The organism is Arthrobacter sp. K410C, assembly GCF_059090105.1.
In genome coordinates this window covers 26,767-40,032 of record NZ_JBNHFJ010000002.1, presented here as the reverse complement: position 1 = coordinate 40,032, position 13,266 = coordinate 26,767, and the positions used below count along the sequence as shown (strand labels likewise).

13 protein-coding genes are annotated in these 13,266 nt (G+C 66.1%); 2 read left to right on the top strand and 11 right to left on the bottom strand.

What is annotated here, in order from left to right; all coding sequences use genetic code 11:
* Window positions 1-5: 5 nt before the first annotated feature.
* The 11 genes from AC5RU7_RS05190 to AC5RU7_RS05140 form a co-directional block, all read right to left on the bottom strand.
* Entirely contained in the window at window positions 6-1,322 is a 1,317-nt protein-coding gene (locus tag AC5RU7_RS05190; protein ID WP_494051394.1) for a thymidine phosphorylase, read from the bottom strand.
* Entirely contained in the window at window positions 1,319-1,735 is a 417-nt protein-coding gene (locus tag AC5RU7_RS05185) for a cytidine deaminase (RefSeq protein ID WP_494051393.1), read from the bottom strand. Before AC5RU7_RS05185 ends, AC5RU7_RS05190 begins: the two co-directional genes overlap by 4 nt.
* A complete protein-coding gene (locus AC5RU7_RS05180) occupies window positions 1,732-3,051 on the bottom strand; it encodes an ABC transporter permease (RefSeq protein WP_494051392.1) in 1,320 nt (439 codons plus the stop codon). Before AC5RU7_RS05180 ends, AC5RU7_RS05185 begins: the two co-directional genes overlap by 4 nt.
* Entirely contained in the window at window positions 3,048-4,439 is a 1,392-nt protein-coding gene (locus tag AC5RU7_RS05175; protein ID WP_494051391.1) for an ABC transporter permease, read from the bottom strand. Before AC5RU7_RS05175 ends, AC5RU7_RS05180 begins: the two co-directional genes overlap by 4 nt.
* Window positions 4,432-6,018, bottom strand: a complete 1,587-nt coding sequence (locus AC5RU7_RS05170) for an ABC transporter ATP-binding protein (RefSeq protein WP_494051390.1) — start codon at window positions 6,016-6,018, stop codon at window positions 4,432-4,434. The genes AC5RU7_RS05175 and AC5RU7_RS05170 overlap by 8 nt, the downstream gene beginning before the upstream one ends.
* Window positions 6,019-6,194: 176 nt before the next feature.
* The gene (locus AC5RU7_RS05165; RefSeq protein WP_494051389.1) at window positions 6,195-7,301 is read right to left on the bottom strand and encodes a BMP family lipoprotein; all 1,107 of its coding nucleotides are present in this window, start codon (window positions 7,299-7,301) and stop codon (window positions 6,195-6,197) included.
* A gap of 257 nt (window positions 7,302-7,558) precedes the next feature.
* Window positions 7,559-8,578 carry an NADP-dependent oxidoreductase gene (locus AC5RU7_RS05160; protein WP_494051388.1) on the bottom strand — a complete coding sequence of 340 codons (1,020 nt, stop codon included), beginning with the start codon at window positions 8,576-8,578 and terminating at the stop codon, window positions 7,559-7,561.
* Entirely contained in the window at window positions 8,575-9,006 is a 432-nt protein-coding gene (locus AC5RU7_RS05155) for an organic hydroperoxide resistance protein (RefSeq protein WP_494051387.1), read from the bottom strand. The genes AC5RU7_RS05160 and AC5RU7_RS05155 overlap by 4 nt, the downstream gene beginning before the upstream one ends.
* Window positions 9,007-9,060: 54 nt before the next feature.
* Window positions 9,061-9,495, bottom strand: a complete 435-nt coding sequence (locus tag AC5RU7_RS05150) for a MarR family winged helix-turn-helix transcriptional regulator (RefSeq protein WP_494051386.1) — start codon at window positions 9,493-9,495, stop codon at window positions 9,061-9,063.
* A 125-nt stretch (window positions 9,496-9,620) separates the two neighbouring features.
* On the bottom strand, window positions 9,621-10,820 hold the full coding sequence (locus AC5RU7_RS05145) for an amidohydrolase (RefSeq protein ID WP_494051385.1): 1,200 nt from the start codon (window positions 10,818-10,820) through the stop codon (window positions 9,621-9,623).
* Between the two features lie 99 nt (window positions 10,821-10,919).
* Window positions 10,920-12,053: a mannose-1-phosphate guanylyltransferase gene (locus AC5RU7_RS05140; RefSeq protein ID WP_494010661.1), complete on the bottom strand. Its 1,134-nt coding sequence runs from the start codon at window positions 12,051-12,053 to the stop codon at window positions 10,920-10,922.
* Between the two features lie 267 nt (window positions 12,054-12,320).
* On the opposite strand from AC5RU7_RS05140, the gene sdhC reads away from it, so the two are divergent.
* The gene (gene sdhC / locus AC5RU7_RS05135) at window positions 12,321-12,701 is read left to right on the top strand and encodes a succinate dehydrogenase, cytochrome b556 subunit (protein WP_015936418.1); all 381 of its coding nucleotides are present in this window, start codon (window positions 12,321-12,323) and stop codon (window positions 12,699-12,701) included.
* Between the two features lie 3 nt (window positions 12,702-12,704).
* Window positions 12,705-13,166, top strand: coding sequence for a succinate dehydrogenase hydrophobic membrane anchor subunit (locus tag AC5RU7_RS05130; protein ID WP_494010662.1), 462 nt, complete (start codon window positions 12,705-12,707; stop codon window positions 13,164-13,166).
* Window positions 13,167-13,266 lie beyond the last annotated feature (100 nt).

Here is a 13,266-nt window from a genome sequence, read left to right as displayed (position 1 = left end):
ATCCCCTATGCTATGCGGTCCAGGATCAGCCGCTGCGCCGGCCTTGATCCTTCCGGGGCGATAACCACAGCCTGTTCCAGGGCCTCCTTGGCCCGCGTGAATTTCTCTGGGGTGTCGGTAAGCAGGGTCATCAGCGGTTCCCCGGCCCGGACCACTGCGCCCGGCTTGGCGTGCATCCTGACGCCGGCGCCTGCCTGTACCGCGTCCTCCTTGCGTGCGCGTCCTGCTCCCAGGCGCCATGCGGCAACGCCAACGGCCAGGGCGTCCAGTTCCACGAGGACCCCGTCGGCCGGTGCGTACACCGTTTCGGATTCCCGCGCCGCCGGCAGCTTGGCGCGGGGATCGCCGCCCTGCGCCTGGATCATCCGGTTCCACACGTCCATGGCCCGGCCGTCCTTGAGGGCGTCCGCGGGGTCGGCGTCGTGCACCCCTGCGGCGGCGAGCATCTCCTCCGCGAGCCGGACCGTCAGCTCCACTACGTCGTCCGGGCCGCCCCCTGCAAGGACCTCCACGGACTCCTCCACCTCGATGGCGTTTCCTGCCGTGAGGCCCAGCGGGGTGTCCATGTTGGTGAGCAGGGCGACGGTGTTGACCCCTGCGTCCTTGCCCAGCGCCACCATGGTTTCGGCCAGCTCACGGGCAGAGGCTTCGTCCTTCATGAACGCGCCGCTGCCCACCTTCACGTCCAGGACCAGGGAGCCGGTGCCCTCGGCGATCTTCTTGCTCATGATGGACGAGGCGATCAGGGGGATGGCTTCCACGGTTCCGGTGACGTCGCGCAGGGCGTACAGCTTCTTGTCCGCCGGGGCCAGGCCGGCACCGGCGGCGCAGATGACCGCCCCGACGTCCTGCAGCTGTGCCATCATTTCCTCGTTGCTGAGGGACGCTCGCCAGCCCGGGATGGACTCCAGCTTGTCCAGCGTCCCGCCGGTGTGGCCGAGGCCGCGGCCGGACAGCTGCGGCACTGCCACCCCGAACACGGCAACCAGTGGGGCCAGGGGCAGTGTGATCTTGTCCCCCACGCCGCCGGTGGAGTGCTTGTCCGAGGTGTATTTCAGGCCGCCGTCGGGCCGCCGGAGGCTGGAGAAGTCCATGGTCTCGCCGGAGGCGATCATGGCTGCGGTCCAGCGGGCAATCTCCGTCCGGTTCATGCCGTTCAGCAGGATGGCCATGTTCAGCGCGGCCATCTGCTCGTCGGCGATGGCGCCCCGGGTGTAGGCGTCGATGGTCCAGTCGATCTGTTCGGGGCTCAGGGTGCCCTTGTCCCGCTTGATGCGGATGATGTCAACGGCGTCGAATGCTTCAGCTTTGCTGTCAGTCACCGGGTTTCCTCCAGGTGTTCGGGACCGAAGGCGTCGGGCAGCACCTGGTCCATGGTCTTGATGCCCCGGGTGGTCATGAGTTCCATGTCCGGGGCGCGGAATTCGTAGAGCAACTGCCGGCAGCGGCCGCAGGGCATCAGGATGTTGCCGCTGCCGTCCACGCAGTAGAACGCGCGCAGCAGTCCGCCGCCGGTCATCTGCAGGTTGCCTACCAGGGCGCACTCGGCGCAGAGGGTCAGCCCGTAGCTGGCGTTCTCCACGTTGCAGCCGCTGACGATCCTCCCGTCACCGGTGAGGGCAGCGGCCCCCACCGGAAACTTGGAGTAGGGGGCGTAAGCGTTGCGCATGGCGGCGACGGCGGCGGCTTCCAGCGCCTGCCAGTCCACCGTGGTTGCCTGGTCCACGCCGGTCATCCCTTGACGTAGGGTATGCCACTGGCTGCCGGTCCCCTGGACTTGCCCACCAGGCCGGCGACTGCGAGGACGGTCACCAGGTACGGCAGCATGGCCATGAATTGGCTGGGAACCGGGGTTCCGATGATGGTGACGATACTCTGCAGGTTGTCCGCGAAACCGAACAGGAGCGCCGCGAAGAACGCACCGATCGGGTTCCACCGGCCGAAGATGAGGGCAGCGAGGGCGATGAAGCCGCGGCCGCCGGAGATCTCCTTGGTGAAGCTGTCAATGGCCACCAGGGTGAAGAAGGAACCACCGATCCCGGCGACGGCACCGCCCAGGGTGACGTTCCAGAAGCGGGTGGCGTTCACGTTGATGCCCAGGGTGTCCGCGGCCTGCGGGTGTTCACCTACAGCCCGGACCCGCAGGCCCCACCGGGTCTTGAACAGGCCCACCCAGACCACCAAGACTGCGATGTACATCAGGTAACCCACCAGGGTCTGCCGGAACAGGATGGGGCCGATCACCGGAATGCTGGAGAGGACCGGAATCTCAATGGCCTCCAGCCCGGGCGGGGAGTTGAACCGTTCGCTGTCCTCCTGCATGACAGTGCTGAACAGGAAGCCGGTGACGCCGGAGACGAGCACGTTCAGGACGACGCCGACGATGATCTGGTTCACCAGGTACTTGATGCTGAACAGTGCCAGCACCATGGACACCAGTGCACCGGCGATCGCGGCAGCCAGGAGCCCCACGAACGGGTTCTGCGTCATGCTGGCCACAATGGCAGCAGTGAACGCACCGCCGAGCAGCTGGCCTTCGATGGCGATGTTGACCACGCCCACCCGTTCGCAGAGGACGCCTGAGAGCGAGCCGAACACGAGTGGAACGGCCAGCGTGACCGAGCCGGCGATCAGCCCGGCCAGCGAGATGCTGGGGGTGCGGGCGCCGCCCACAACCCAGATAAGGAATGCTGCGACGAACAGGACGATGAAGGTCACCGGCAGCCAGCCCGGCGCGGCCCGGTCCTTGGTCTTGAGGTAGACCGCGTAAGCGGCCAGCCCCAGCATCAGCACGGACAGCACGATGCCGCCGGCGAACGCGTTCACCGCCAGGGCAGGCAGCTGGAAGAAGTCCTCGCCGGTGGAGATGCCGAAACTTGCCGTCTGGTTGGGGGCCAGGAGGCCGAAGAAGACCAGTGCGATCAGCCCGAAGGCTGCCAGCAGGACGGGCGTCTTCCAGCCCACCGGCTTGGCGGAAAGGGCGGCGGCACCGGCGTCGGTTCCGGCTGGCTGGGGTGTTCCCGGGCGCGGGGACGAAACTGTTGTGCTCATGCTGCACCTCCGGTAGTTGCTGCCTGCCGGGACTTCGCCGGACGGGCAGGCTTCTTCCGCCGCGGGTTCAGTCCGAAGACCGCGCGGACCAGCGGCGGCGCCGCGATGAACAGGACAATCAGGGACTGGACCACCAGGACGATGTCGATGGGGGTGCCGGTCTGGATTTGCATCTGGACGGCCCCGGCGCGGAAGGCGCCGAACAGCAGGCCGGCTGCAAAGGTGCCCCACGGCGTCGAACGTCCCAGCAGCGCGACGGTGATGGCATCGAAACCGTAGGTGGCGGCAACGCCGTCGGTAAGCACCTTCTCGGTTCCGGCCACCTGCGCGACGCCGGACATTCCGGCCAGTGCGCCGGCCATGGCCATCACGAGGATGGTGGACCGGGAAACGTTAATGCCGGCGGTCTGGGCCGCCTTGGGGTTGGCGCCCACAGCCCGGAATTCAAACCCGACGGTAGAGCGGTTCAGCAGCCACCACACCAGGAAGGTGGCGCCGATGGCCAGGATGAAGCCAAGGTGGAGCCGGTATTGCGTGCCGAAGATCTGCGGATAGACGGCCGAGGGGTCCAGGATGGGGGAAATGGGGTTGGACTCCCCCGGGCGCTGGAACGCCGGCGTGTTCAGCAGGTACCGCAGGAAATACAGTGCGATGTAGTTGAACATGATGGTGAGGATGACCTCGTGGGCACCGGTTCGTGCCTTGAGCACGCCCACCAGCCCGCCCCACAGGGCGCCGCCGACGATCCCTGCCACCAGCACCAGGAGGAGGTGCAAGCCGAACGGCAGGTGCAGCGCGAAGCCCACCCACGCGGCAAGGATGCCCGCCACGATGATCTGCCCCTGGGCGCCGATGTTGAAGAGGCCTGCCCGGAACGCCAGTGCCACACCCAGGCCGGCCGTGATAAGCGGCGTGGCGATGGTGAGCGTTTCCATGAACGGCGCGAACTGGGCGGCCACGCTGTTTCCGCGGGGGTTGAACACTGAGCCTTGGAACAGGGCGACGTAGGATCGGGTGGCTGCGTCCCAGACGGCGGCGAGGAAGTCCGTGGGCCGGGCAAGGAAGTAGGTGGAGGTGGCGGCCACCCGCGCATCGGTGCTGGCGATCAGGAGGCCGCCGATGATGAGGGCCAGCAGCACCGCCAGGAGCGAGACCATGCCGCTGCCGGTGAAGATCCTGCGGAGCACCGTGTCGGGGCCGCCCGGAAGCTGTCCGCTTTGGGCGGTGGCAGGTACGGCGGAGGGCTCCATGGCACCGCCGGCGGTGTCAACGGAGACGACGGCGGCGGTTTCCTCCTCCGCCTGGCTGGCCTTGTGGTGGGGCTTGCCGGAAGGCTTGGTGCCATGCCCTTCCCCGGCCGCGTGCTTGGGGGGATGGTTGTCAGACATGGTCGTCTCCCTCGGCGTCTGGAGTGGAAGCGGTGGTTGTGGCCGCGGCGGGTCCGGCCTGTGGAGTGTGCGCGTGCTCCTCCGGCGGGATCCCGGCCATCATGAGGCCCAGGGTTTCACGGCTGGTGCCGGCCGGGACGATGCCCACCAGCTTGCCCTTGTAGAGAACGGCGATCCGGTCCGCCAGCTCCATCACCTCATCCAGTTCGGTGGAGATGATCATGACGGGCGTGCCCTGGTCGCGCTCGGTAACGATCCGGCGGTGCAGGAATTCGATGGAGCCCACATCCACGCCCCGGGTGGGCTGGGAGGCGATGAACAGCCGCAGGGGCCGCGAGAGCTCCCGCGCCATCACCACCTTCTGCTGGTTGCCGCCGGACAGTGTCCCGGCGGCCGCGGCCGCGGAGGGGGTGCGGACGTCGAACTCACCGATCCGTGCCTTGGCGTTTTCGAGGATCCTTGCCGGGCTCATGCTGATGCCTTTGGCGAACGGCGGTTTGTCATACAGGTCCAGGACGAGGTTTTCCGCCACGGAGAAGGTCCCCACCAGGCCGTCCACCTTGCGGTCTTCGGGCACGAAACCGACGCCGGCCTTGAGGACTTCCTTGACGGGGCGGCCCAGGAGTTCCTTGCCGTCGAGGGTGACCGAACCGGAGACCCGCTCCTGCAGGCCAAGGATGGCTTCCGTCAGCTCGGTCTGGCCGTTGCCCTGCACCCCGGCGAGGGCGAGGATCTCGCCCCGGGCGATGTCAAAGCCGAGTCCGTCCACCACATGCTGGCCGTTCGGTGCGATCACCGTGAGGTCGCGCACCACGAGCGTCTTTTCCTGGGGCTTTGCCGGCGCCTTGTCCAGGTTGAGGCTGACAGCACGGCCCACCATCATGGAGGCCAGCTCCGAGGTGGCGGCGGAGGGATCGGCCGAACCCACCACCTTGCCGCGCCGGATCACCGTGATGGTGTCGGACACCTCTTTGACCTCCCGCAGTTTGTGCGAGATGAAGACGATCGAGGTACCACCGGACTTCAGCTGGCGCATGATGTCCAGGAGTTCGTCGGTCTCCTGCGGCGTCAGGACGGCTGTGGGCTCATCAAGGATCAGGACCTTGGCGTTCCTGACCAGGGCCTTGATGATCTCCACGCGCTGCTGGACGCCCACCGGAAGGTCCTCCACCAGGGCGTCGGGGTCGACGTCGAACCCGTACTGGTCCGAGATCTCCTTGATCCGGCGGCGGGTTTCGTCCAGGTTCAGGAAGCCCGCGGCCTTGGTGGGCTCGGCGCCCAGGGCCACGTTTTCGGCCACTGTGAAAACAGGGACCAGCATGAAGTGCTGGTGCACCATGCCGATGCCGGCGGCCATGGCGTCGCCCGGTCCGCGGAAGGTTACGGGTTTGCCGTCAACGAGGATTTCCCCGTCAGTGGGCTCATACAGCCCGTACAGCACATTCATCAGGGTTGATTTTCCTGCCCCGTTCTCGCCGAGCAGGCAGTGGATTTGTCCCGGCTCAACCACCACGTCTATGTGGTCGTTGGCCAGCAGCGTGCCAAATCGTTTGGTGATCCCTCTGAGTTCAAGTTTCAAAACTCTGACCAATCTCGAAGCGTCCGGTGGTCCACCGGACGGGATATGAGGCTGCAGCACCAGCCTAGTGGGTGCAGCCGGAGGATGAGCGGGCGGCGGGCCCGAAATGCGGCCAGCAAAAAGCGCCACCGCCCGGCCTGTCGGTAACGGGCCGGGCGGTGGCGCTCATGCAGGAATCAGGCCTTCGGGCTGGCCGCGGATTCCACCTTCAGCTTTCCGTCGATGATGTCCTTCTCGATCTGCTCCAGCTCGGACTTCAGGTCCGCAGGAACCTGGGAGTCAAGATCGTGGAAGGGTGCCAGCTGGACGCCTTCGTTGGCGAGGGTACCGACGTAGGGCTCGTTGCTGAACTTGCCTTCCTTGTCATCCTTAACCACGGCTTCCACGGCCTCACCCATGGTCTTCATGACCGAGGACAGCATGATGTCCTTGTAGTCAGGGGCGGTGAGGTAGCCGTCGGAGTCGACCCAGATCAGCTTGACGTCCTTGCCGGCAGCCTTGGCTTCCTTGAGGGCGGAACCGGCACCCTTGCCCACCGGGCCGGCAACGGGCATCACGATGTCTGCGCCCTGGTCCAGGAAGTTCTGGGTGAGCTGCTTGCCAACGTCCTGCTTTTCGAAGTCGCCGGTGAAGCTGCCGTCCTGGGCTTCCTTGTTCCAGCCAAGGAGCTTGACGTCCTTGCCCTTCTGCTCGTTGTAGTACTTCACGCCGTCCGCGTAGCCGTCCATGAAGATGGTCACGGTGGGAAGCTTGATGCCGCCGAACGTTGCCACGGTTCCGGTCTTGGTGGTGCCGGCGGCAAGGTAGCCGGCCAGGAACGCGGCCTGCGCGGTATCGTAGATGATCGGCTTGACGTTGCTGATCGGCGGGTCGTAGCTGTAGTCGACGATGGCGAAGTGGCTGTCCGGGTTGGCCTCGGCCTGCTTCTTTGTCGCGTCGCCGAGCAGGAAGCCGATGGTCAGCGTGAGGTCACAGCCTGCTGTCACCATGGCCCGCAGGTTCGGCTCGAAGTCGTTGTTGGTCTTGGACTCCACCTGGTTGACCTTGATTCCAAGGTCCGTCTCGGCCTTCTTCAGCCCCTCGTAGGAGGACTGATTGAAGGACTGGTCGTCGAACCCGCCCGAGTCGGAGACGATGCAGCCCGTGTAGTCGCTGGCGCCGGCAGTGGAGCCGCCGCCGGCTTCGGGAGGCGCACCGCAACCGGCCAGCACGAGCGCTGTGGCGCCCACCGTGGCCAGGCCGGCAACGGAACCGCGCTTGAGGTGTGCACGCAGTGATGACATCAAGATTCCTCCAGGATGAAGAGAGTGGCGCTACGGCTCGAATTCAATGAGTGTCCGTTTCTGCACTGAAATTCTGTTTTCACTGAGGGCTCGCAGCACTGCGCCGGAGCGCACTGATGGCACCCACTTTAGTGGCCTGCGCCACGTCCAATAGCACGGCAAGGCAACTTCCTTAAGATTGTTTACAAGTTGTTACCAACCAGTACGGGGTGCCGCGTCCGCGCGGCACCCCCTACTGGGCAGGGCAGGCGGAGGTGCTAGAGCCTGACCAGCATCTTGCCCGTGTTGGCACCGTCCAGCAGGTCCATGAATGCCTGCGGAGCGTTTTCCAGCCCGTCCACGATGGTCTCGTCGTACCGGACGGTGCCGTCGGCCAGCCAGCCTGCCATTTTCTCGGCGAACTCTGCGGAGTGCTGCCGCTGGCCGCCCACCAGGAAGCCGCGGAGGGTGAGCTGCTTCCCGATGGCCAGCGCCAGGTTATGCGGGGCCGGCGTGGGCTGGGTAGAGTTGTACTGGGCTATGGCGCCGCACATGGCCACCCGTCCCCCCACGTCCAGCACGGACAGGGCAGCTTCAAGGTGCTCTCCGCCCACATTGTCGAAGTAGACGTCGATGCCCCGGCTGCCGGCCGCCTCTTCAAGCAGGTCCCGCACCGGACCGTCGTGGTAGTCGAAGGCGGCATCGAAGCCAAGCTCCAGGAGCCTGGCTACCTTGGCCGGGGAACCCGCAGAACCGATGACACGGGAGGCACCCATGGCCTTGGCGATCTGGCCCACCAGCGAGCCGACGGCTCCTGCCGCACCCGAGACAAACACGGCGTCGCCCGGTTTGAACTCGGCGACCTTGAGCAGTCCCGCGTAGGCGGTCAGGCCGGTCATGCCGAGGGCGCCCAGGAAGGCCGACGCCGGCGCCAAGTCGGTGCGGGCCGGCTTCGCGGCTTCCCCGTCAAGGACGGCGTATTCCCGCCAGCCGAGCGAATGTACGACGACGTCGCCCTCCTGGAGCGCCGTGGAACGGGACGCAATCACCTCGCCCACCGCACCGCCGTCGAGTGCTTCGTCGAGGGCAAAGGGCGTCGAGTAGGACTTGACGTCGTTCATGCGGCCGCGCATGTAGGGATCAACAGAGATGAAGAGGTTCCGCACCATGACCTGCCCGTCGCCCAGCGCGGGCAGCGGCGATTCTGCGAGCCGGAAGTTTGCTGCTGCGGGACGGCCCACCGGGCGGGAGGCGAGACGGATTTCCCGGGTGGCGGCAGGAAGGGTGGCGGCTCTCATGCCGCGTACTCAAGGACTTTGATGTCCACGCTGATATTGCCGCGGGTGGCATTGGAGTAGGGGCAGATCTCATGTGCCCTGGCAACCAGGGCCTCGGCTGTATCCCTGTCCAGGGCAGGCAGCGCAACCTCCAGTTCGGCGGCCAGGCCGAAGCCCTCCCTGCCGTCAAGCCGGCCAAGGTGCACCTTGGCAGCCACTGCGGAATCCGTCAGGTCGGCGCGTTCCTGGCGTGCCACCAGGCGGAGGGCCGAGTGGAAGCACGCGGCATACCCGGCGGCAAAGAGCTGCTCGGGGTTGGTCCCGTCGCCGGTGCCGCCGAGTTCAACCGGGCTGGCGAGGGAAACGTCCAGCCTGCCGTCACGGGTACGGGCGGTGCCGTCGCGGCCGTCGCCGGAGGCAAGGGCAACTGCAGTGTAAAGGGGCTTCATGGATATATCCGTTCTGTCGGGATCAATACTCGTGGGGTGGTTCCGGGAAGGCGGTCAAAGCGCAGCGTGCAGGGCGGCGGTGAGCTTGCCCAGGGTCTCGCGCAGTTGCTCGAGCTCCGCGGCAGAGAGTCCTGCAGCATCGGCGAGCCGTTGCGGAATGGCAGACGCCTTTGCGCTCAGGCTCCTACCCGCTGGAGTGAGGTGGATGGCCACCCGGCGCTCATCCTCGCCGGATCGGCGCCGCTCAACAAGGCCGAGGGCCTCAAGCCGCTTGAGCAGCGGCGACAAGGTGCCGGAGTCAAGGCCGAGCTCATCGCCCAGTTCCTTCACGCCCCGCGGCTCGTTCTCCCAGAGAACCAGCATGGCCAGGTACTGCGGGTAGGTCAGGCCCAGGTCTTCCAGGACGGGCCGATATACGGCGGTTGCTGCGCGGGAAGCGGAGTAGAGCGCAAAACAGACCTGGCGGTCCAGGCGGGGAGCTTCACTCATGGCACCAACAGTAGCGGGCAACTAAGTTGTGCACAACTTACCCAGCTCCGAGGCGCAGGTAAGGCATGAAAAAGCCCGACGCCGGCACTTCAGCACGTGCCGGCGTCGGGCTTTCCCGAAAGCGTTTAGAAGTCGCGGATGGTGCGCAGGGCGGCCGCGGTGAGGACCCGGATGCCCAGGCCCAGGGCCTGCTCGTCCACGATGTAGTCGCCGCGGTGCAGGTCATATTCCTCGCCGCCGGGGGTCTTGGTGCCCAGGCGCATCATGGCGCCGGGGAGCTCGGCAAGGAACCAGGCAAAGTCCTCCCCGCCCATGGACTGGGGCGTCAGCACCACGGCGCTCTCGCCGATTTCCGCGCGCGCGGCTGCCTCAATGATCGCCGTTTCGTGTTCGGAGTTCACCACCGGGGGCACACCCCGGGTGTGTTCAAGCCGGACGTCCACACCGTAGGGCGCCGCCACCTGGTGGACCACCTCGTCCAGCAGCTCGCCGGCCTCGTGCCAGGCCTCGCGGTCCAGGCAGCGCATGGTTCCCGCCATGTAGCCGGTGCCGGGAATCGCATTCGGCGCGGATCCGGCGGAAATCTGGCCCCAGACGACGGACACTCCACTGCGGACATCCACCCTGCGGGACAGGACGGCGGGAACGTTGACCGCGATCTGGGCCAGGGCGAACACCAGCTCTTCCGTCAGGTGCGGCCGGGAGGTGTGCCCGCCCCGGCCGGAAAGCTCGATCCGGATGGTGTCCGATGCCGAGGTGATGGCCCCGATGCGCGTTCCGATCTTGCCCACTTCGATGCGCGGGTCGCAGTGCAGCGCCATGATGCGGGGCACGCCCTCCAGGACGCCCTGCTCAATGCAGGCGTGGGCACCGCCCGGCATGGTCTCCTCGGCGGGCTGGAAGATGATCCGGATGGTCCCGCCCAGGGGGGTCTCCTGGTGCATGCGGTGCAGTACCAGGGCAATGCCCAGCATGGTGGCGGTGTGTACGTCGTGGCCGCACGCGTGGGTGACGCCGTGGTTCTTGGACGCGAACGGCAGGCCCGTTTCCTCGATGATGGGCAGGGCGTCGATGTCGCCGCGCAGGGCGGTGGCAATGGGACCGTCGCCGACGTCCACCGTGAGCCCGGTGCCCTCGAGGCGGCGGGGTTTCAGGCCGGCCTCCTCGAGGCGCTCGGCCAGTTTGTCCGTGGTCCGGTACTCCTTGAAGGAGAGTTCGGGGTGCGCGTGCAGGTCCCGGCGGAATTCAATCAGTTCCGGCAGGAGCGGTTCGAGCCAGGGCGACACCAGGGCGGTGGGCTCGGCTTCAGTAGTGTAATTGCGCACTTCATCACTCTAGCGAGGATGGACGCAATACAGGCCATCACGGTTACCGCGTTACATCCCGGGCAACCGTGACGGCAAGAACTGCGGGCAAACTTTGGGTTAAAGGACGTCCGTGTCGCCGCTGGCCTTGAGGGCGTCAACGGCTGCCTTGACCCGCTGCGAGTTGGCCATGGTGGTGACCAGCAGGGCATCGGGGGTGTCCACGATGACCACGTCCTCGATGCCGATCAGGGCGATCACGCGCTTGGTGTCGGTAACCACCACGCCGCTGGAGTTCTCGGTGAAGACGCGCGCGCCTTCGCCGAGGACAGTGACGTCATCCACTTCCTTGGCGGAGTTGAGCCTGCCCACGGAGGCGAAGTCACCGACGTCGTCCCAGCGGAAGGTTCCGGGCACGACGGCGACGTCCCCGGCTTCCGCGGCGGGCTCCGCGACGGCATAGTCGATGGCGATTTTCGGCAGGGTGGGCCAGATGCGCGACGTGACCTCGTCCCGGTTAGGGGTGTCCCAGGCACGCGCGATCTCCTGCAGGCCCTGGAACAGTTCCGGCTGGTTGGCTTCGAGGTGCTTGAGCAGCAGCGCAACCGGCGCAACGAACATGCCGGCGTTCCACACGTAGTTGCCGCTGTCCACGTACTGCTGCGCCACCGCCTCGTCCGGCTTTTCCACGAACTCCACCACGTCCTGCGCGCTGGGTGCGCCCTCGATGTGGAGGTCCTGGCCGGAACGGATGTACCCAAAACCGGTGGAGGGGTGCGTGGGCTTGATGCCGATGGTCACGATCTTGCCCGCGGCGGCGGTGTGGATGGCCTCGCGGACGGCCGCCTGGAAGAGATCGTCCGGGCTGATCACCTGGTCGGCGGCGAAGGAACCCATGATGGTTCCGGGATCGCGCTCGTGCAGGATGGCCGCGGCTAGCCCGATGGCTGCCGCCGAGTCCTTGGGCTCGGACTCGAGCACCAGATCCGAGTCCGTGACCTCGGGCAGCTGGCGGCACACTGCATCGCGGTGCGCCTTGCCAGTGACAACCAGCATCCGGCTTCCGGCCAGCGGGTGCAGCCGGTCGTAGGTGGCGCGCAGCAGCGTACTGCCCGAACCCGTGAGGTCGTGGAGGAACTTGGGAGCTGCGGCTCGTGACAGAGGCCAGAGGCGGGTCCCCACTCCGCCGGCCGGGATCACCGCGATGAAGCGGTCAAGGGGTGATGCCGGGCTTGTCACTTTGTCTGTACTCATCACCGCCTACTTTAGCTGACGAGCCGTTGGAGCCTCCCGCGCGAACCGGAGCGCTGACACAGTGTGGCCATGAACCGGGCGGGCGGTGTGGCGTTTGTCTCATAATTTTCAGAAATCCGCGCCACTACAGGGCACCAAGGCGTTCCTAAATTGAATAAGCTGTTAGCTGAGCCTAGATTTAGGCCTGAGCTACGAGTGCTCTCGCAGCAGGCGTTCCCCCCGCGTGGATCTCATGCCAGCGCCGCTGTGTTGCAGGGAGGTTTATCAGTGCCGACAAAACCAGCTGGCACCTTGTACCGCGGCCGTGAAGGCATGTGGTCCTGGGTAGGACACCGTATTACCGGTGTAGTGATCTTTTTCTTCTTGTTGGTCCACGTTTTGGACACCTCCTTGGTGCGTGTGTCTCCCGAGGCTTACACCGCCGTGATCGGTGCATACAAGAACCCCTTGATGGCCCTTGGCGAAACCGGCCTTGTCGCCGCCATCGTGTTCCACGCTTTCAACGGCCTGCGGATCATCGCAGTCGACTTCTGGAAGAAGGGTGCCAAGTACCAGCGGCAGATGCTGTGGGCAGTCCTGGGCCTGTGGGTCGTGACCATGGTCGCCTTCTCCATCCGCCACCTGTCCCTCGCCCTCGGAGGCCACTAAGCCATGTCTGCAACCATCGAGAGCCCCCGCAGCGGGCGGATCGCCCCCCAGTACCGGCGCAACGGCGGCACCCGCGGCAACTTCGAAATGATCGCCTGGCTGTTCATGCGCCTCTCCGGCGTGGTGCTGGTAGTCCTCATCTTCGGACACCTCTTCGTGAACCTCATGGTGGGCGAAGGCATCCACGCCATCGACTTCGGCTTCGTGGCCGGCAAGTGGGCGGATCCCTTCTGGCAGTTCTGGGACCTGGCCATGCTGTGGCTGGCCATGCTGCACGGCACCAACGGCGTGCGCACCATCATCAATGACTACGCAGAGAAGGACACCACCCGCCGCTGGCTGAAGACTGTCCTGTACTCCGCCACCGTGGTCATCATCGTCCTGGGCACCCTGGTGATCTTCACCTTCGATCCGTGCCCCGTCGTGGACGGCGTTCCCCTGCCGGGCGGATTCTGCCCTGCCTAGCACCGGCACCACCCCGGGCCCGCGGGCTTTCCCGCGGGCCCTGTTTTGCGGAGCAGGCAACGCCGCCCCGTTGTTCCATAGCGAATTTTGAGAGAAAGAG